Origin of the sequence: Neoroseomonas lacus (genome assembly GCF_014644535.1) — a bacterium.
Lineage (GTDB): Bacteria > Pseudomonadota > Alphaproteobacteria > Acetobacterales > Acetobacteraceae > Neoroseomonas > Neoroseomonas lacus.
Genome location: NZ_BMKW01000011.1, coordinates 1 through 19,097, shown reverse-complemented (window position 1 = coordinate 19,097; position 19,097 = coordinate 1). Strand labels below are relative to the sequence as shown.

Annotated in this window: 13 protein-coding genes; 1 reads left to right on the top strand and 12 read right to left on the bottom strand. The window is 71.6% G+C overall.

Annotated elements, in window-relative coordinates; all coding sequences use genetic code 11:
- Positions 1-10 precede the first annotated feature (10 nt).
- The 11 genes from IEY36_RS20840 to IEY36_RS20790 form a co-directional block, all read right to left on the bottom strand.
- The gene (locus IEY36_RS20840) at positions 11-910 is read right to left on the bottom strand and encodes a Stf0 family sulfotransferase (protein WP_188970415.1); all 900 of its coding nucleotides are present in this window, start codon (positions 908-910) and stop codon (positions 11-13) included.
- Complete coding sequence (locus tag IEY36_RS20835; protein ID WP_188970413.1) at positions 907-1,350, bottom strand: hypothetical protein; 444 nt, start codon at positions 1,348-1,350, stop codon at positions 907-909. Before IEY36_RS20835 ends, IEY36_RS20840 begins: the two co-directional genes overlap by 4 nt.
- A gap of 50 nt (positions 1,351-1,400) precedes the next feature.
- Positions 1,401-5,273: a glycoside hydrolase family 99-like domain-containing protein gene (locus tag IEY36_RS20830; protein ID WP_188970411.1), complete on the bottom strand. Its 3,873-nt coding sequence runs from the start codon at positions 5,271-5,273 to the stop codon at positions 1,401-1,403.
- Positions 5,274-5,335: 62 nt separating this feature from the next.
- Positions 5,336-6,670, bottom strand: coding sequence for an HlyD family type I secretion periplasmic adaptor subunit (locus IEY36_RS20825; RefSeq protein WP_188970409.1), 1,335 nt, complete (start codon positions 6,668-6,670; stop codon positions 5,336-5,338).
- Complete coding sequence (locus tag IEY36_RS20820) at positions 6,667-8,331, bottom strand: ATP-binding cassette domain-containing protein (protein ID WP_188970407.1); 1,665 nt, start codon at positions 8,329-8,331, stop codon at positions 6,667-6,669. The genes IEY36_RS20825 and IEY36_RS20820 overlap by 4 nt, the downstream gene beginning before the upstream one ends.
- Positions 8,328-10,046: an ATP-binding cassette domain-containing protein gene (locus IEY36_RS20815; RefSeq protein ID WP_188970398.1), complete on the bottom strand. Its 1,719-nt coding sequence runs from the start codon at positions 10,044-10,046 to the stop codon at positions 8,328-8,330. Before IEY36_RS20815 ends, IEY36_RS20820 begins: the two co-directional genes overlap by 4 nt.
- Before the next feature lie 2 nt (positions 10,047-10,048).
- A complete protein-coding gene (locus IEY36_RS20810; protein WP_188970388.1) occupies positions 10,049-10,747 on the bottom strand; it encodes a hypothetical protein in 699 nt (232 codons plus the stop codon).
- Positions 10,710-11,993, bottom strand: coding sequence for a glycosyltransferase family 4 protein (locus tag IEY36_RS20805; RefSeq protein WP_188970386.1), 1,284 nt, complete (start codon positions 11,991-11,993; stop codon positions 10,710-10,712). The genes IEY36_RS20810 and IEY36_RS20805 overlap by 38 nt, the downstream gene beginning before the upstream one ends.
- A 5-nt stretch (positions 11,994-11,998) precedes the next feature.
- Complete coding sequence (locus tag IEY36_RS20800) at positions 11,999-14,089, bottom strand: glycosyltransferase (protein ID WP_188970384.1); 2,091 nt, start codon at positions 14,087-14,089, stop codon at positions 11,999-12,001.
- Between the two features lie 94 nt (positions 14,090-14,183).
- On the bottom strand, positions 14,184-15,017 hold the full coding sequence (locus tag IEY36_RS20795; RefSeq protein WP_188970382.1) for a calcium-binding protein: 834 nt from the start codon (positions 15,015-15,017) through the stop codon (positions 14,184-14,186).
- Between the two features lie 15 nt (positions 15,018-15,032).
- A complete protein-coding gene (locus tag IEY36_RS20790; RefSeq protein ID WP_188970380.1) occupies positions 15,033-15,863 on the bottom strand; it encodes a response regulator transcription factor in 831 nt (276 codons plus the stop codon).
- Positions 15,864-15,923: 60 nt separating this feature from the next.
- Here IEY36_RS20790 and IEY36_RS20785 point away from each other — a divergent pair, with 60 nt between their 5' ends.
- The gene (locus IEY36_RS20785; RefSeq protein ID WP_188970378.1) at positions 15,924-17,924 is read left to right on the top strand and encodes a class I SAM-dependent methyltransferase; all 2,001 of its coding nucleotides are present in this window, start codon (positions 15,924-15,926) and stop codon (positions 17,922-17,924) included.
- Between the two features lie 23 nt (positions 17,925-17,947).
- On the opposite strand, the gene IEY36_RS20780 is transcribed toward IEY36_RS20785, so the two are convergent.
- Positions 17,948-18,883: a calcium-binding protein gene (locus IEY36_RS20780; protein WP_188970376.1), complete on the bottom strand. Its 936-nt coding sequence runs from the start codon at positions 18,881-18,883 to the stop codon at positions 17,948-17,950.
- Positions 18,884-19,097: the final 214 nt, after the last annotated feature.

Genomic DNA, 19,097 nt, shown 5'->3' with positions numbered 1-19,097 from the left:
CGGGATGGCGTCACAGCACGATGCCGGCGGATGTGCGCAGCAGCGGGGCGAGGGTGTCGGGGTCGAAGTTGTCGCGTTCGGCCATCACGCGTTCCAGCAAGGCGCGATGACGGTGCGCAAAGCCCGCGAGCAGCGTGTGCTTGCCGGCATGCGCGTTGCGTTCGGTACGGTCCTCGCCCGTCTCGGCAGCGGCCAGCGCCGCATCTAGCGGGCAGCCCAGCAGGTCGAGCACCCGCAGCAGCACCATGCGGCGATCGGCCACCAGATCCTCATAGGCGATCGAGTGGACCCGCAGGTCCTGCGCGGCGAAGAAAGCCGTCATGCGCCTCTCGCGAAGCAGCAGCCGGTGGATTTCCTGCCAGATCGCCACGTCGGCCGGCGCATCCGGTGATGCCCCCTCGGGATTGGTGCCCCGGAAGACGTGCCAGCGGCCGCTCGCCTTTGCGGTGGCGAAGGAATAGGCCTGGGCGAGGATGTCGCGCCGCGTCATCCACAGGAAGACGGTGCGGCCCGACGGAAAGCTCCGATTGAAGTCGAGATAGGGATTCAGCTGGAAGAAGCGCCAGACATCGATCTCGAAGCCGAAGCGCCCCGAGGAACCATACCGGCGCGCGAGGCCTTCGACATAGGCACCGACCGACGCCGCGCCGATCCGGCGGTTCCAGGAGGCGATACCGCCTTCGTTGAAGAATTCATGTGGCGTGCCGCACATGCTGGTGTCGCGCAGCAGGTGCATCAACCATGTGCTGCCGCAGCGCCCCGTCATGAACACGACATAGGGCACGGCGATGCCGAGCGCGTCCCAGTCGGGCACCCGGCCATCGCCGGCCTGCCCCGGTGCCGGCGGCTCGCCGAACACCGGGGTGTAGAGATTGGCGGGTGCTGCCCGCGGTTTGGCGAGTGCCGTCATGCGTCCTCGAGTGCGGTCTTCCACTGCTGTGCATCGGCCTCGTAGCGCGGACTCGGGCTGCGCCACTCGGTGGCGCCGACCATCGCGAAATGCTCGCGCCCGGAGGACAGCCGCCCCGCCTTCACCGCCGCGCCGACGTCGGGGTAGGAGCGCAGGTACCAGCGCTCATCGACATCCGGCGTGCCGCCCTGCCGCCCCTCGAAATACCCGAAGCCGATATAGTGCAGCCGCGCGCTCTCGATGGCGCCCGACTGCACCGCATCCGCGACGTCTGGATTGGCGGCGAGATAGCCGGCTTCATTGAAGTCGCCATTCGCCACGGCGATCTGCAGCAGGAAGCGGAACAGGCCGAGCGGGATGGTGACGGAGGCTTCCGTCTTCAGCGCTTCGCGTGACGTGCCGATGCTTTGCAGCACAGCGTCATAGGGCGGGATGTACATGGCGAATCGGGCTCCTGATCGGGTGGTCCGGGGTCTGGCGACGCGCCGCTTCATGATGCGCGGCTTGTTGTGCGGCGCGCGCGGCGCCGTTTCGGGGGCGGCGGGGCGGCGGCGCCGAGTTGCGCCGCGACCTCCGCCAGATAGGCGCGCTGTGCCGTCGCGGATTTCGTGGCGGCGGGGAAAGCCTCGCGCGCGAAGTCGTGGCAGCGCGCGATCTCGGCGACATGGCGGTCGGCATCGAGGGCATGCGTCACGCTGGCGGCGTGGCGGCGATGCACATTCAGCGGCGCCGCCTCATAGGCCACGCGTGCGCCTGGTGCGGCCAGGGCCTGCAGGTACAACCGCCAGTCCCCCCCCATGCGGAAGGATGCGAGCGCATCGCCGCAGGCTTCCAGCGCTTCGAGCAGGGCGCTGCGCCGCCACACGACGGCCGAGACATTCAGCACCAGGTTCTTCACCGCGAGGAAGCGGCGGACGAAGTCATCCGCCGCGAATACCTCGCTGCGCGCCAGCGCGCCGGCTTCGAGCGTCGCGTAGTACCCCTTGTAGTCGGGCCAGATCTCGGCGCCGTCGACGCCGATGCTGCGGCTGTCGGTGAAGGCGAAGCGGATGGCGGGGTCGGCCTTCATGCGCGCCACCGCGCGCAGCAGGAAGTCGGGGTCGGAGAGGTCGTCCGCCTCGGCGATCCAGAGATAGTCGCCCTGCGCCAGCATCGCCGCCTTGCGCCACTGCGCGAAGACCGAGCCGGAGTTCCGTTCGTTCGGCTCGAGCCGAATCTCGCGCCCGTGCCGCATCGCCACCGCGCGGATCACCGCGAGGCTGTCATCGGTCGAGCAGTCGTCGAGCACGACCACTTCGCGCACCGGCAGCGACTGCGCGAAGATCGAGCCAAGCCGCTCGGGCATGTAGCGCGCGTAGTTGTAGTTCGGCACGGCGACGGAGACCGAGGGCAGGTCCGGCACCGCCAGGTGCAGCAGGTCCCGCACATAGGGCCGCCAGGCGAAGCGCGAGGCGGCAAGCCGCTTGCGCGAGGCCGCTTCCTGCCGCCGCGTCGCATCCTCGGGCGCTGTCCGCAGCACGCCGGACAGCGCTTCCGCCATCGCCGTCACGTCGCCATAAGGCACCACCGTGCCCGCGCCGGTCTCGGCCAGCAGGCCCGGGATGCCGCCGCTGCGATCGAAGGCGACGACCGGCAAGCCGGCCGCCAGCGCCTCCAGCGCCACCGAGGGGAAGGGGTCCTCGCGCGAGGTCAGCGCATAGGCATCCGCCGCGCGCAAGAAGGCGCCCACATCATCGCGCCGGCCCGGCATGTGGAAGGTGCCGGTGTCGCGAGCGACGGCGATCTCCTCCGCCAGCCAAGCTTCCATCTCCGGGTCCATGCTGCCGAGCCAGCACAGGTGCACCCCGCGCCGGCCACGCCAGCGCAGCAGGCGCCACAGTTGCAGGAACAGGTCGAAACCCTTGCGCATGTCGGCATAGCCGATGCCGAGCACCAGCCGGTCTTCCACGCCCAGGCCAAGTTCCGCACGGATTCCCGCCGCTGCATCGGGGGACGCGGTGAGGTCCTTGTAGATTCCCTGCGACCGCAGCACGCAATGCTCATCGGCGGTGAGCCCCAGGGTGGACAGCACCTCGTCGCGCACGAAGGGCGCGGGGAACACCACCGAGCGCGCGGCGGTGATGCCGGCGCGCGCGCTCTCGGTCAGGTGCTTCTCGCGGATCAACCGCGGCAATTCGTGCACCAGCAGCACCGCATCGAGACCGGCGGCACGCAGCGTCGCGACGGCGGGACCGGCGGCGGTGGTGTTGACGATGGCATGCCGCCAGCCGCGCGCCGCCAAAGCGCCGATGCGGGCGGACAGGGCGGCCGCCCCGGCCACCACCGTCGTCGGCGCCACCCGGCGGTAGGCCGCCTCCATCGCGCCGCCGGCGAGCAGCAGGAACTCGACCTCGACACCGAAGGCGCGGCGCAGCGTCGTGCCGATTGACAACAGCAGTTGCTGCGCGCCGCCGGGGAAGGCGTCGTGCCCGACGAGAAGGACGCGCGGCGGTGCCTCCTCGCCCAGGCGCGTCTGGCCGGTCACCGCGCGGCCGGTCGCGTTCAGATATGCGCTGCCGAAATGCAGGTCGGGTTCGAGATAGGCGCCCTCGCACCATTCGTTCCAGGCGTTGACGCAGACGATGGCTTCGCCATGGAAGGGATGCTTGCCGGCATGCTCGATCAGTGCGGCTAGCCAGGCCTCGTACTTCGCTGGCGTGCTGCCGGTGATGACGAGCCCGGTGCCCTGCCGCCGCGCGTCATTGTCCCAGGACGGCACCGCGGTGCGGATCAGCGGGAAGTCCGGGGCCGCCTCCTCGAGCGAGACGCGCACCACGCTCTCATACTCGTGCACCTTGCCGGTGAAGTCGGGGTCGAGGATGTCGAGCCCGGTCGCGATCGGCTCCAGGTTCTGCGTCAGCTTGTGCGGCGGGAATTCGATGGCGCCATCGAGGCCATGTGGCCGCGGGTCGGTGTCGCCGAAGCCCTGCGCCATGACCAGCAGGGGGTCCTCGCCATGCTGCTCGCGAAACAGGTGGCGCCAGCGCGCGACGGTGGACTTGCTCTGCGGGATCAGCGCCGGGCGATAGACCATCAGCACCGGCCGCCCTCCGATGCGGATGTAGCGCGGGTCGCGGAAATGCCGGGCAAACTCGGCGACCATCCGTTCATCGTCGTCGGGGCGATAGTCCTGGCTGATCAGCACTTCGCTCTCGGCGCCGTCCCAGCGCCGCGTCCAGTTCTCATTCGCCCACATCAGGCAGAACGGCATGTCGATGGACGCGTCGGCGAGGAAGCGCTCGACCGGCTTCTCCATCAGTCGCGTGCCGTTGAACCAATACCAGTAGAAGACGAAGCCGTGCACGCCGCCGGCCTTGGCCATCTCCACCTGGCGGCGGAAGGTCTCGTTGCCTTCCAATGCATAGAAGCCGAGGTCGCGCGGCACGCGCGGCTGATAATGCCCGCGGAAGCGCGGCAGCCCACGCGGGACATTGGTCCACTCGGTAAAGCCCTTGCCCCACCAGGCATCGTTCTGCTCGAAGGCATGGAACTGCGGCAGGTAGTAGGCCAGCAACTTCACCCGCTTCGCCGCATCCGCCGGCAGCGGGCGGAATTCTTCGAAATCCGGACCAGGCCTGGTGAAGCGCCGCACCTCGCGAGGCACCGAAGCCTCGTCATCCGGCATCCGGCCGAAGACCCCTGGCTCGTGCCGATGCGCCAGCCAATGCGGAAAGGGATTCTCCGAGACATCCCCGCGCAGGTAGCGCTGGGCGTAGAAGCGCACATCGAATTCCGCCGACGGGTTGCGACCCTCGCGATAGCCGTGGAACCAGAAATGCTCGAAGGGATCGACACCGGCGGCGGCAACGTCCGGGTTGCGCCCGAGATAGTATTCCGCATCGAAGTCGGCGATCGGGCTGAAGCGTCCCGTTGCACGATGCTTCAGCCAATGCGCCAGGGCGAGTTCACCGGCCGGGATGTCGTAGCGCGTCCGGTACCAGGCGGGGTCGAACAGCGGGCTTGGCCGCCGCCCTTCCGCGTCGCCGTGCAGGGCGTAGTGGAACAGCGGGTTCAACCCGCCCGCGGCGACATCAGGGTTCTGCGCGAGGTACCACAGCGGGTCGAAATACGGGTTCGGCCGCCGCCCCTCGGTGAAGCCGTGGTCGAAGAAATGCGCGAAGGGCTCGATCCCGGCCGCGGCGATGTCGGGATAGGTGGCGATGTAGTAGGCCGCATCGAACAGCCCACTGCGCGCCAGCGTCATCATGTGCACGGCGCGGATCGCCTCCGCCGCGATCGGTTCGTGCGGCGATGGTTCCGGCACCTCCTCCGCCATCGCGGGTCCGGCGCGGCGGCGGTCCAGCAGGGCAAAGAACTCAGTCATGCGGCGGGCCTCGTCATGCAGGTCAGGCGGCGAAGGGTCGGGTGCGGGAGATTGCCCATCGTTCAGTCCCGCAGTGATCGGCGCAGGCCGTCGGCAAGCGGTCGCGTCACGTAGTCGAGCGCGCTGCGCCGCTCGCCGAGGATGAAGGCCTCGACAGGCATCCCGGGCGCGAGCGTCGCTCCGGGCGGCAGGCTCGCGGCGATCGCCGGATCGATCGCGAGCCGCGCCACGAAATAGGAATTGCCCTGCGCATCCGTCTGCCGGTCAGCCGAGACGTAGGTCACGTCGGTATCCACCAGCGGCACCTCGCGCGTGCGGAACGCCGCCAGGCGCAGCCGCGCCTTCTGGCCGACATGCACGTTCTCCACATCGGTTAACGCGAGGCGCACCTCGGCAGCCAGGCGGTCATCGACTGGCACGAGGTCGAGCACCGGCTGCCCGGCGCCGATGCTGCTGCCTGGCGTGAAGAAACGGATCTCGGTGACCACGCCGGCCTCGGGCGCGGTGACCAGGCGCCGGTCGAGCACGTCCTGCGCGCCGCGCAGCCGCTGCTGCGCATCGGCGCGCTGGGCCTGCGCGTCCTGCAGGTCGCGCGCCACCTCCTGTTGGCGGTTGAGCCGGGTATTCGCCATCTCCAGCTCGGCCTGCGCGATCGCTTGCAGCGCCTGCGCTTCCTGCGCCTGGTACTGACCGAGATTGCCGGCAAGTTCCGCCTCGGCGCGTTGCAGCTCCCATTGCCGCGTCCGCGTCGCGAAGCCGCGCGCAACCAATTGGGTGACCCCGTCCAATTCCTCGCGGATGGCACGCAGACGCGTGCCCGTCGCCTCCCGCTGCGCCGCGATGGCGGCCATCTGTTCCTGCATTTGCGCGATGCGTGTGCGGCTGACGCCGAGCGCGCCCTCATAGGCTTCCCAGCGCGCCGCATAGAGATGCGTTTCCGCCGCGATGACCGAGGCGATGCCCGGGTCGACGCGCCCTGCCGCGCCGGCGCCTTCGGGCAGGCTCATGGTCCGGCTGTCCTGTTGCTCGGCCATCAGCCGGGCCGCACGAACCGATTGCGCCCAAAAGGCGACGCGCGCCTGCGCCGCGGCCGCATCCGCCTGCGTCGTATCGAGCCGCAACAGCGGCTGGCCCGCCGTCACGCGATCACCCTCCTGCACCAGCAGGGCACGCAGGATCCCGGCTTCGAGCAGCGTGACGGTCTTGCGCCGCCCCTCGGCGATCAGCGACCCCTGGCCGATCACCGCCCGCTCGATCGGCGTCAGCGCCGCCCAGCCGAGCAACCCGCCGACGCCGGCGAACAGCACCACCAGCGCGGCGGCCACCAGCCGGCCGATGCGCGGCGGCGGCACGGCGGCATCGAAGGCGGCTTCGAGCGCGTCGGCGGCGGCGCTCATGTCGCCATCTCCAACGCCCAGTCCCCGCCGCCCTTCAGCCGCAGCACGCCATCGACGATGCCCCGCCAGGCGGTCGGATCATGCGATACCAGCAGCACGGCAGCGCCTTCGGCCCGCGCCGCCGCGACGCCCTCGCGCAGCGCCGCGCGTGCCGCGCCGTCGAGCCCGGCCTCGGGCTCGTCGAGCACGATCAGCCGCGGTGCGCCGTGGAAGGCGCGCGCGAGGGCAACCAGCCGGGCCTGTCCGCCGGATAGCCCCGCCTCCGGCCCGGCGGCATTGTCGTAGCCGCGCGGCAGGCGCCCGATCGCGTCATGCGCGCCGACGCGCCGCACGGCGGCCACCGCCGCCGCCGTCCCGGCATCCTCGAAACGGCCGACATTGTCGGTCACGCTGCCATCGAGCAATTGCGCCTCCTGCGGCAGGTAGCCGATGCGCGGTCCGGTCTCGCTGCGCGGCGTGCGCAGCGTGTCGCTGCCGTCGAGCAGCACGCGCCCGGCCTCGGGTTCGGCGAGACCCAGCAGGGCGCGGATCAGCGTCGTCTTGCCGGCGCCGTTCGGCCCGGCGAGCAGCAACGCGCCGCCCGGCGGCAGCGTGAAGCCGAGGTCGCGCAGCAGCGGCTTCGGTGCCCCCGGCGCGCGCAGTGTCAGGCCCTCGGCGTGCAATCCCGCGGGCGCTGACGGATCGCCCGGCACCGGGGCAGGCGGGGCGCCGCGCCGCGCCACCGCGACGAGCCGTGTGGCGGCGGCGATGCCCTCGCTCCAGTCCCGCCAATGCCCCACCAGATGCACCACCGGCCGCGTCGCGAAGGACACCATGGTCGCCGCCGCCAGCATCGAGCCGGGCGAGATCCGCTGCCCGATCAGCAACCATACGCCGGCACTCACGATCGCGATCTGCTGCGCGAAGACCGCGAGCTCCAGCAGCCCGGCCAGGGCGCGCGCGCGCCGTTCCGCGCCGAAGCGGGCGTCGAGTGACCGCGCCTGCGCCGGCGCGAAGCGGGCCAGCACTATCGTCAGCAACCCGAGCCCCAGCACCGCGTCACGCTGCGCCAGCCGCCCGAGCAGAGCGCGCCGGCTGCGCCCTTCCGCCAGCGCGGCGGCGGCGACCGTGTCGCGCGTCGCACCGTCGGCGAGCAGCCCGATGCCGCCCTGCAGCAGCGTCATCGCCAGCGCAACGACGAAGAACAGCGGATGCAGCAGCCACAGGAAGCCGAAGGCGACGGGGATGGAGAGCAGATCCAGCACATCGGCCGGCACTGAGCCGCCGAGCACCCGGCGCAGCGCCGACACATCCTGCAGCACGCGACCGGCCGCGGTGCGGTCACCGCCGAGCGCGATCCGCACCGACGCCGCCAGGGCACGCAGTTGCAGCCGGCGCCCGACCTGTTCGGCAAGGGCCGCCAGCAGCGCCGCGCGCAGGAACTGCAGCGTGCCGCCGAGCAGCAATGCCACCAGCATCGCCGCGGCGAGCACCCAGAGCGTGTCGAGGTTGCGGCTCTGCATCACGCCGTCGAACACATGCATCGTCAGCAGCGGCGTGGTCAGCATGGTGCCCTGGACGGCGACCGACAGGAGCACGCAGACGAACAGCACGACAGCGACCGGCAGCCGCACGCCACTGGCTGGCGTGACCGGCCCGCGCAGGCGCAGCGTCGCGCTCATGCCGCCACCGGCGCGGCGAGGCGACGCGCCGGACGTTCCAGCGCGGCCAGCGGCGACGGCGCGGCGAGCAGGCGGCGGCGCTCGCCCAATTCCGTCAGCATGCCGTCCCGCAGCGTCATCACGCGGGTCGCGGCGCGCAGCAGGCCCTCGCGATGGGAGGTGAAGACCACCGCCGTGCCGGCTGCCGACAGCGTCCCGATCATCGCCATCACCGCCGCCTCACCCTCACTGTCGAGGTAGCCGGCCGGCTCGTCCAGCAGCACGAGGCGCGGCGCGCCATAGACCGCGCGGGCGAGGGCGACGCGCTGGCGCTGCCCCATCGACAGCGCGACCCGACCACCGAGCGGCGTGGCGAAGCCGTGCGGCAGGCCGGCCACCATGCGCAGCGCCCCGGCCAGACGCGCCGCGGCGAGCACCGCCGGCATATCCGGCACCTCGTCCAGCCGGGCGATCGCCTCGGCCACGCTGCCATCGCCGAGCACGGGTTCCTGCGGCAGGTAGCCGACATGCCGCGCAAGGTCGGCGCGGTCCCATTGCGCCGTGGCGTGACCGTCGAGAAAGACGTCGCCGGCATTGCTGCCCTGGATGCCGAGCAGCAGGCGCAGCAGCGTCGACTTCCCGGTGCCCGGCGGGCCGGCCAGCGCCACGACGTCGCCCGGGCCGAGCACCAAATTGACATCGCGCAGGAGCGGCCGTGCCGAACCGGGGAAGACCAGCGTGACGTGGTCCACCACCAGCCGCCCTTCCGGGCAGGGGAAGGCGCTGGCCGCCGCCGCCGGCGCGGCTTCGGCGGCCACCAACAGCCGGTCGAGCCGCCGCCAGGCGGCGCGCGCCGCCGCCGCATCCTCGAGCTGCCCGCCAAGGCGCGAGAAAGGGTCCATCACCCGCGCCGTCAGCAGCAGCCCGGCGAGAATGCCGTAGCCGACCGAACTGCCCTCGGCGAGCACCACCACGCCGACCGCCACCGCGCCGCCCTGGGCGATGCCGTAGAGCGTGAAGCTCGCAGCCTGCGCCAGCCGCGCGGTGCCTTGCGCGCGGCGCAGCCCGCCGGTGCCGCGGGCGAGCGCAGCGGCCCAGCGACGCACCAGTGCCGGCAACATGCCCATCGCTTCGACCGCCTCGGCTGCGCGGGCCGCATCGGCGACCAGCCGGGCGGCCTGCGCGGTGGCGTCGTTGGCCTCGACCAGCGCCTCGCGCGTTGCGCGGTCGGTCAGCAGGCCGAACACCAGCGCGAGCGATGCGGCGGCGGCGGCAAACAGCGCGAAGGCCCAGTGGAAGGTCGCGAGCAGCAGCAACAGCGCGGGCACCAGCAACGCATCCAGCGCGAAGGACGTCAGCGGGCCGGCCACGCCGCGGCGCACCGCCTCGATGTCATGCAGCGCCTGTTCGGCCGCCACGCCCGGTTGCGTGGCACGGGCGGTCGCGGCCGGCAGCGCCCGCGCGGTCAGGCGGCGCACCAGCCTCTCCGTTCCCGCCAGCAGCAGGCGCTGGCGGATCTGGCCCAGCGCCACCACGGTCACCGCCACCAGGGCGAAGCCGGCGACCAGGCCGAGCGCGGTCGACATGCTGCCGGTCGGCACCACCAGCGCGTAGAACTGCACCGTCAGCATGACGAGCGCGAAGGGTCCAAAGGCGCCCGCCAGGCCGAGCAGCGCCGCCGCCCGCGCGCTGCGCGCGAGCTCCGCGGAAAGCCCGGCCATGGCGAGCGATGCCATCGTCAGCCACCCAACCCGCGTGACAGCGCGAGCGCCGCCACGCCAACTGCCACCAGCACCACCGCGAGGCCGATGGTCCAGCCATCCGGCCCGCGCCGCGCCGGTGCCGGGGCGGCCTCCGGCAGCACGGCCAGCCGTTCATCGAGCCGCGTCAGCCACAGCGTCAGCGTCTCGACCTGTTCCGATAGGGTCTGTTGTGCGCGCAGCAGCGCTTCGAGCGCCGCGCGCTCCCCCGCTTCGGGCAGCCGGGCGGCAATGCTGCGCAGATCCTCGTGCAGACGACGCTGGCCGGCGGCGACGGCTTCCACCGCGCGCTGCATCCCCGCCTCGGCCGGTTCTCCGGCGGCGCGGCGGATCCGCACCGGCACTGGCGTCTCGGTGCCATCGCCGGCGCGTGCCACGATGGCGAATTCGGCGCGGCGGCGGATCCACTCGGCTTCGAGCGGGATCTCGAAGGCGTGGCAGCCATCACCGATGCCGGCCTTGGCAAGGTCCGGCCGGGCGAAATCCGCCGTGGTGCGGAATACCGTCGCGGCACCAAGGCGCAGTTCGATCGCGACACGCTCGGCGGGCGCGGCGGCGTTCCACGCCCAGCCATAGAGACGGTCGGGCGCGGCGTTGTCGACCAGCCCGTGCAACTCGGCGGCCGGCGTGGGTGCGGGCTCAGACCGGGTGAGCGGCGGCGCGGTGTCGGACGGCACGGCGAGACCTCCTTTCGGGGATCAGACTGCGATAGAGCGCGAGGTGCTCGGCGGCGGCGGCCGTGAAGTCGGGTGGCGGGCGGATCCCGGCGACCAGGCGGTCCCACAGGCCCGGCGCCTCGGCAGCGTGGCGCATGACCGCCGCAAGGCCCGCGGGGTCGCCAACCGGCGCATGCAGCCCGTCCACGCCGTCGCGCACCGCCTCGGCCATGCCGCCGATGCCGCCGCAGATCACTGGACGGCGATGGCGGAAGGCCTCGAGCACCACCAGCGGGGCGTTTTCCCACCAGATGGAAGGCACCACGACCCAATCGGCGCCCGCGATGCGCGCCGCGACCTCATCGGGCTGATAGGCGCCGTGGTGGCCGGCCTCGGGTGCGGCGGCGAGGGCGGTGGTGAACTCGTCGAGGAAGGCGTCGTCCTGCCAGGCGGTGCCGCCATGAATGGCGAGGCCATGCGCGACGCCATCGCGCGACAACCGCGCCGAGGCGCGCATCGCCACCAATGTCCCCTTGAATCGGTTGACGTTGCCGAACACGGCGAAGCGGTCGCGCCGCCCGTCCGGTGCCATGCGATGCGGCGCCGGTGCCGACGCCGCGACGGCATTGCGCAGCACGCCGATGCGTGCCGCATCCCAGCCGGCGGCGGCGAAGCGGCCGCGCAGGAACTCGCTTGGCGCTAGCAGCGCGTCGAAGGCAGTGAAGGCGCTGCGGATGCCGAGGTCACGCAAGGTGAAGTCGCTGCCCGGCCGGTCGGGGAAGCAGCGCCGGCAGGCGTCCGGCGCGGGCACCCGGCACAGCCGCCCCTCTGTCGTCAGCAACTGGCCTTCGCGCGGGCACAGCGCGAAATAATCATGCAGCGTCGCGACCATCGCGGCGCGCGGCGCGGCACGGCGCAGCCAGTCGATGCCCTCCATGCCCCACAACAGCGGGTGATGCAGATGCACCACGTCCGGCGCCAAGCGCTCGACCAACGGCGCCAGCGCGGCCAAGCCGTAGACATCGCCCTGCGAGAGATAGAAGCGGTCGAAGTGATCGAGCGAGACAAGCATCTCGTCCGCGGCCGTGCCTGCCGCCTGAAGCAGGGTGCCGGGCCGCTTCTCGCGCAGCAGCGCGGTGGTGCCGGCGAGGAAGAGCCCCTCGGCGCCGTGGTCGTCGCGCAGCGCGCGGAACAGGCCATGCGCGAAGGCCTCGGTGCCGCCGGCCTGCAGCGCCGGATGATTGTGGGTGAGAAAGAGGATGCGCATAACCGTCACGCTGCCGGGAACCGCGCCATCAACGCGGCGATGGCACCATCCCAGCGACGATGGTGCAGGCGGCGATTGACCACGCCGGCCAGGGTCCGCGCGTGGCCATCATGCAGCGCGATCGACTGGCGTTCGAAGTGGAACAGCTCCGCCGCCGGCTCGTAGGCGATCTCGCCACCGGCGGCACGCAGCTTCAGGCACAGGTCGGAATCTTCGAAATCGCCGACGATGTAGTCGGTGCAGAAGCCGCCGGCGGCCTCGAAGGCGTTGCGCCGCGCCAGCAATGCCGCGCCGGTGACCGCCGGCACGCGGCGCGCCCGCTGCGCATCCGCGTGATGGCGCGGGAAGCCTTTGCAGTAGTGGTCGTTGAGCCAGACCCCATCCTCGCCACGGCGGAACAGCAGCCCGGCATGCTGGATGGAACCATCATCGAAGATCAGCCGCGGCCCGACCGCGACAAGCCGCCGGTCGCGGCCCATCCGTCGCAGCATCGCACCGAGCCACCCCGAACCGGCCGGCAGCACATCGGAATTGAGGAACAGCAATGCTGGGGCCCGCGCGACCGCGGCCCCTGCATTGCAGGCCATCGCGTAGCCGCCGTTGCGCGGCATCACCACGAGCCGGATCGGCTGGCTCAGCATCGCCGCCATGCCGCGCAACAGATGTTCGACCTCGTGGCGTTGCTCCGGGCTGTCGAGCACGTAGATCAGATCGGCGGCGCGCGTCTGTGGGTCACGGGCAAAGGCGGCGAGCTGGAAGCGCAGGAAGCGCAGGTTGCGATACAGCGGCACGATCAGGCTTGCCCGCGGCGCCGCGACCGGCGCTTCGAAGGCGATGACCTCGGGCGCGCCGGCGGCCTCGCGCAGGGCGGCGCGGTGCAGGGACGCCGCTGCCGGCGCCAGGCAGTCGTCAAGCAGTGTCGCGCTGGCGGCGGAAGGATGCGCGGCGCGCAGCACGAGGTCGCGCGCCGCGGCAGCCGGCATCAGGCCGGGCGGTGCGGTGACCTCGATGCTGCCGCCGCCCGCCAGATGCAGGGCGAGCCGCCATTGCGCCGTCCGTGCCGGATCGGCTGCCGGCAGATGGGCCAGGAAGCCCGGTCGCCCTCCGGCGTCGCCGAGCGGCGCACGGGCGAAGCGTTCGACTAGGTCCGGCCGGGCCACGCGATGCAGCGCGTCGTCGGGCAGCGCATGGTCGATGCCTGGTCCGCGCAGGTCCATCGCGGTCACCAGGCCGAGCGGGTCACGCAGCCAGCCGCAGAGAAAGACGCCGCCACCATGGTCCGACACCGCGATGTCGAGCCCCGCGCCAACCGGCCCGGCGGCGTCCTCGACGCGCGTGGCGCGAGCGGGGGCGAGCAACTGTGCCTGCCGCAGCAAGGCCGCCGCGCGCGGGTCCCGGGTGGCGCAGGCGGCGAGCGCCGGCAGAACGGCGGGGGCGGCACCCTGTCCGGCCAGTTCGTGCCGTACTAGCGCCGTCAACGACAGCTGGTCCGCCGGCACGGCGAGGCGCATCGGGGCACGCAGACCCGGTGGCAGCAGTAGAGCGCCCGGTGGCGGCGCTGCGTCGAGCACGAGCACGCCGCGCGTCGCGGTGCCCGTCGCGCGGATGCCGGTCGGCGTCAGCAGGCGCCATAGCCCGTCTGGCACGGCGCCGACGTGCCAGGCGGAAAGCTCTCCGACCGGCCGGGCGAGGCGACGCGCCACACCGCGGGGTGCCGCCAGCGCGCGGCACAGCGCCGCCAGGCCGGGGTCGGCGGCGGCGCGCAACATCGATGCGCAGGTGGCGGCGAGGAAGCGCAGCAGCGCGGCCCGCTCATTCGAGCCGAAGCCTGCGGCGAAGTCGGCGAAGGTCACCGGCGCGGGCATGGCGAAGGCGGCCGCCGCAGTGCCGCCCAGATGCAGCACCGCCGCCATGCCCGGCCGCAGCGCGCCGCGAAAGCGCGTGGCGTGGACGAGGCGCGGTGACGCCCCGTCGTCGAGCAGAAGGGACGCGCTCGGTGGCGGCAGAGGAGCGCCATCGATCGTGAGGCGTGCCACCCCGGCCGGTAGCGCTTCGGCCCCGGCGATATCGAGCAACAGCAGCCCGTTTGTCGTCACGGCCAGCCTCGGTACCAAGCAGGACGCCGACCCAGGACGGCCGATGGCCCTCCCAGGCGGCGCGGCGATGGCGAGGTCGGTGTCCAGCTGCGCCTCAGACGATGCGGACGTAGCTGGACAGGTTGTCGGCCAGATCCTCGCTCGAAACGCCGACCAACTTGATTTGGTCGCCGCCGCCGAGGTTGATGACCGCGCCGGTATCGTCGCTCGAGATATGGCTGGCGAGGTCGGCCGGGCTGGTGATGCCGGTGCCGTTGATGTTCGCCTTGATCGCGATCACGTCGTCGCCCGGATGGAAGTCGAGCACCACGTCGCGGCCAAAACCGCTTTCGAAGTAGAAGGTGTCGCCGCCGCTCTGGCCGACCAACGTGTCGTTACCGGCCCCGCCGACCAGCGTGTCGCTGCCCGAACCGCCGATGACGTAGTCATTGCCCTTGCCGCCGGCGGCCCAGTCGTCGCCCGAACCGCCCGAGAGCGTGTCGGCGCCGTCTTCGCCGGTCAGGCGGTCATTGCCTTCGCCGCCGCTGACGATGTCGTCGCCCTTGCCGCCATCGGCCACGTCGTTGCCGGCGCCGCCCGAGACGATGTCGGCGCCGTCGCCGCCCAAGAGCACGTCGTTGCCGTCATCGCCGGACAGCACGTCGTCGCCCTTGCCGCCGTCGAGCAGATCGTCGCCGGTGCCGCCGCTGAGCAGGTCGCTGCCCTTGTCGCCGAAGATGATGTCGTCCCCGGCATCACCATAGGCGACGTCGCCGCCCTTGCCGGTGAAGACCAGGTCGTCGCCGGCGCCGGCATGGATGGTATCGGCGCCGCCGAAGGTGGCGATCAGGTTGTCGAAGCTGCCGGGGATGTCGACGTCGGCATCCACCAGGTCGGCCCCATGGGTACCGAACAGCAGGCCGCCCGGCAGGGTGGCGAAATCGGCCATTGCAAAGGTCTCCCCTCAGGTGTCTCGGTCGTATCGACCATCAGTAATGCCACTATAGGTTGCATTTCCGAGGATCGAAGAACGAACCGTGTGCGGTGCACAAAATTGCACATGAGCCGGCGAGGCGGTGACGGTGGCGGTAAGCACGTAACCGACGCCGCGCACCGAATGGATGGCGTCGGCCGGCAATTTGCGGCGCAGGCGCTTGACCAGGCTGTCGACGGCGCGGTCGTCCGGGCGCCAGGGGCGGCGGAACACCTGGCGGCAGATCGCGTCCCGATCGACTGGAGCGCCCTCGGCGGCGGCCAGCATCGCGACCAGCGCGAATTCGGCGCTGGTCAGGTGCTGCGCCTCTCCATTGGGGGCGAGGAGGCACCGCCCGGTCGCCATCAGCTGCCATGCCTCAGGCACCATCGTCGGGCGCGCCCGGCGCAACACGGCCCGGATGCGGGCAATGGCTTCCGGCAGCGGGATGCCGCCGTGCAGCACCTCATCCGCCCCAGCATCGAGGGCCGCTACCCGGTCCAGCGTTGCGCCGCCGGGCAGGGCGATCACCAGGCATGGGATGCCGGAGACCGCTCGCAGCCGGAGAACCGTTGTTGTTCCATCGGCGCTGTTGAGGCAGTCGGGCATCAGCAGGACCGCATCGGGGGGGGCCTGGCCAACCTGTTCGATCAGCGCGTCGGCGCCCGAGGCCATCTGCACTGCAATCCCGCGCCGCGACAGGCCATCCGCCAGACGCTTGCCGCGGAGTCGGTTGGTGGCGAGGAGAAGCAAACGCGCAGGTGGAATATGATTCGTCCGATGCATACAATTTTGCCGGGTGGAGGCTAGAACCACAACCATAGAGGGTATTTTATGATAGAAAAACGATCTGACCGGGAATAACATATGAATAACACAACTATGACGATTAGCCTATCCGCGCGGCACGCCGACGTTCTGGCCCGGCCTGAGTCGCGTGCCTTTCTCGCCAATCCGGGCTTCCCCGTGCCCGATGCGACGGCGATCCGCCGCGTCGGTTCGACCGGGGCCGAGGAGTTCCTGGCCACCGGCCTGCTGCTGCGCGAGGCCCTCGAGCAATCGGGCGGCTTGGCGCCCGACCATGCCGTGCTCGACATAGGCTGCGGGTGGGGACGCCTGGCGATGCCATTGGCGGCGCGGCTCGGTCCGGCCGGCCGCTACCTCGGCATGGACGCCGCCGCCGAGGCGATCGCCTGGTGCCGGCGCCACGTCGCCGAGGTCGATTCGCGCTTTCGCTTCCACCATGCCGACATCCGAAACTCCTACGCCAACCCCCAAGGGCGCATCGCCGCGGCCGCGGCGACGCTGGTGCCGTGGGAGGAACGCTTCGACCGCGTCGTCGCCTTTTCGCTGTTCACCCACCTGCTGCCCGACGCCATGGTCCGCTACCTCGCCGAGGCGGCGCGGCTGTGCCGGCCCGGGGGCGTCCTGGTCGCGACCTTCTTCGTGCTGGATGCCGAAGCGCGGTCCGCATTGGCGGCGGGCCAGGCCGACCGTGCGTTTCCCGCCAGGCATGGCATTGCCCGCCTGTCCAACCCCGCGGTACCCGAGGACGCGGTCGCCTATGACGCGGCCGAGATGCTGGCGTTGTTCGACGCCGCCGGCTTCGATGCCGAATGGCGCCCCGGCGCCTGGTGCCCGCGCAGCGCACCCCCCTTCGAGTATCAGGACCTTGTCGTGGCCCGGCGACGCGGCACGCCGACGGGTGGCGCCGGCCTGCGCGGCGCGGTGTCCAGCCTGCGTGGCGGCGCCGTTCGTGGCTGGGCCTGGGATGCCGGGAGCGACGCGCCGGTACCGCTCCGCCTCGAGATCGCCGGCCGGACGGTGGCCGAGGCGGTGCCCGAGAGCGCAGCCGAGGGCGCCCCGCCGGCGGGGCCGCCGCCGGGGGTGGCGGCGGGCTTCACCCTCGCTGTTCCGCCGCATCTGCTCGGGCGTGAGGTACAGGATCTGCGCGTCTGGGCTGGCCCACTGCCCCTGCTCCATCGGCCTCAGGCGCGGCTTGCCGACCCGGCCGAGGAACTGGCCGCCGCCTGGCGGCGCGAATCCGTCCGGCGTGGACTCTGGCGGATCGAGGCGCTGCGGTGGCAGGCCGATGGCTCGCTTGGCGGCGAGGTCTGGGCCATCGCGCCGCGCGGCGAGCCCTCGGCGCAACCACCATGGCTGTTCCTCGGCGAGGCGCGCGTGCAGATCGAACCGCTCGAAGCGATCGAGGATGAGGCCGGCGCGGCGCTCGGGCTGGCACCGGGCGCCTTTCGGCCGCATTACGACTTCCATCTGCCGGCCGCCCTGCTTGGTCGCGGCGGCCGGTTGCGTCTGGGGACCGCGCCACAGGAACTCTGGGAACCCGTTGGCGGCTTTCCATTGGCTCCCGCCGCGGCGGATGGCGATTGGGCCTCGGCCATGGATTGGCGCGCCGCCACCGAGGCGCTGCGCGCTGTGACCGGGCGCAGCATGACCGCGCATGGGCCGCTCCTCGACCTGCTGCCCACGGCGGGGCTGCCGCCGCCGGGCGACGCGGGTGCCATCCTGGCGCTGGACGGCCTCGACCCACCCAGCCGGGGGGGCGACGCCGCGCTGGTCGCCGCGCTGGTGGCGGCGTTGGCGCCAGCCGGGTTGGTTTTGCTCGGCATGCCGGGCTCGGCCGCCCTGCTGGATGGCGCCGGCGGCACCGCTCGACTGCTGCAATGGCTGAGGCACGGGATGGTGCCGACCATGGAGGCGCCGGCTGGGCGGCGCGTCCTTCGGAGCCAGACGCACCTCTCGGAGGTCTGGGGCGCCGCCTTCGAGGTGGTCGCGGTGCGCGAGGCATCGTTGTCCGGCCTGCGGGATCTGGTGGTCCTGCGCCAGCGCGGTGCGGCGACCATCAAGGGTCAGAGGGAGTGAAGGGCCGCCCTTCGGGCATTCCTTCAGACAAGGTCGCTGAGCGACAGCAAGTCAGGCGTGATCCCCGCCAGGAAGACGCTGTCGCCGTCATGGCCCAGGAGGGCACCGCCATTCTCGGTAGTGGCATTGTCCAGCATGGCCTGCACCGCGGCGACGTCGAGGCCGAGGAAGACCAGCCGGTCCTCGCCGGGGGTGAAGTCGAGCACTTGGTCCGCGCCGTCGCCGATAGCAAAGCGGAACATGTCGGCTCCCGCCCCGCCGGAGAGCACGTCCTCGCCACGGCCGGCCGCAATCCTGTCGTGGCCGGCGCCGCCCTGCACGTTGTCCCGGCTGTCGCCGAGGCCGAGGAAGCGGTCGTCCCCGTCGCCCAGCGCTGCGATCACGAGGGTGCCCGCATCATATCCGGTGAAGGCCCCGGCGCCGTTGGTTGTCGCGGCAAAGGTGGCGTCGCCCGCAGCGGCACGGTTGGCGATGTCGAGGGCGCCAACCGTCACCACATCGTCGCCTGCACCGGTATTGAGGCGAAACTCGTTCACCCAGAGCGCGCCGTTGGTGGCGACCTGGATCGTGATGACATCGTCGCCCTCGGCGGTCACGACATTGCCGCGCTTGGCGCCCTCCAGCAGCACGAAGGAATCGCCGCCGCCGCCAAGCTCCACATCGGCATGGACGAAGCCGGACATGGTCAGTCGCTCAGCCTGATCGGAGATAAAGCTGCCATTCTTGACGCTGTTCCAGGCGCCGAGGACGTCCACCAGGATTCCAGAGGGGCCGTCCGTCACCTGTATGCTGCCGCCGTAGACCGCCCCGGATCCGATGGGCGCGACCAACACCTCGGCAATGGCGCCGACCACCGGCGGCGCCCCGACGGGCGGCAACGGCAATGGCGCGATGTCAGTGCCAGGAAGATACCACTGGTTCGCGGCACCAAGGATTCCAAGGCCAAGCGTGTATGTCATGCGTGATGTCCGGATGGTTCGCGGCCGCCAGATTAGGCGCCCAGCGGATACCCGCTTTAGTAGAAATTCGTGTCAAAATTCCCGCCATGCGGGAAGTCGGCTTCGGTGCCCTTTGCCGGGCCTTTCATTGTGCCGGTGCGGGACGTCCGGTGCGGCGCCTGGTCGTGACTTCCCGGTGGCTGCCGGCCCTGGCCGGGGCGATTCGCAGGCGCGG

What these genes read in the sequence shown, in the direction of transcription:
- IEY36_RS20840 (WP_188970415.1), bottom strand. Translation starts at nt 910, where the DNA reads ATGACGGCACTCGCCAAACCGCGGGCAGCACCCGCCAATCTCTACACC.
- IEY36_RS20835 (WP_188970413.1), bottom strand. Translation starts at nt 1,350, where the DNA reads ATGTACATCCCGCCCTATGACGCTGTGCTGCAAAGCATCGGCACGTCA.
- IEY36_RS20830 (WP_188970411.1), bottom strand. Translation starts at nt 5,273, where the DNA reads ATGACTGAGTTCTTTGCCCTGCTGGACCGCCGCCGCGCCGGACCCGCG.
- IEY36_RS20825 (WP_188970409.1), bottom strand. Translation starts at nt 6,670, where the DNA reads ATGAGCGCCGCCGCCGACGCGCTCGAAGCCGCCTTCGATGCCGCCGTG.
- IEY36_RS20820 (WP_188970407.1), bottom strand. Translation starts at nt 8,331, where the DNA reads ATGAGCGCGACGCTGCGCCTGCGCGGGCCGGTCACGCCAGCCAGTGGC.
- IEY36_RS20815 (WP_188970398.1), bottom strand. Translation starts at nt 10,046, where the DNA reads ATGGCATCGCTCGCCATGGCCGGGCTTTCCGCGGAGCTCGCGCGCAGC.
- IEY36_RS20805 (WP_188970386.1), bottom strand. Translation starts at nt 11,993, where the DNA reads ATGCGCATCCTCTTTCTCACCCACAATCATCCGGCGCTGCAGGCCGGC.
- IEY36_RS20795 (WP_188970382.1), bottom strand. Translation starts at nt 15,017, where the DNA reads ATGGCCGATTTCGCCACCCTGCCGGGCGGCCTGCTGTTCGGTACCCAT.
- IEY36_RS20790 (WP_188970380.1), bottom strand. Translation starts at nt 15,863, where the DNA reads ATGGTTGTGGTTCTAGCCTCCACCCGGCAAAATTGTATGCATCGGACG.
- IEY36_RS20785 (WP_188970378.1), top strand. Translation starts at nt 15,924, where the DNA reads ATGACGATTAGCCTATCCGCGCGGCACGCCGACGTTCTGGCCCGGCCT.
- IEY36_RS20780 (WP_188970376.1), bottom strand. Translation starts at nt 18,883, where the DNA reads ATGACATACACGCTTGGCCTTGGAATCCTTGGTGCCGCGAACCAGTGG.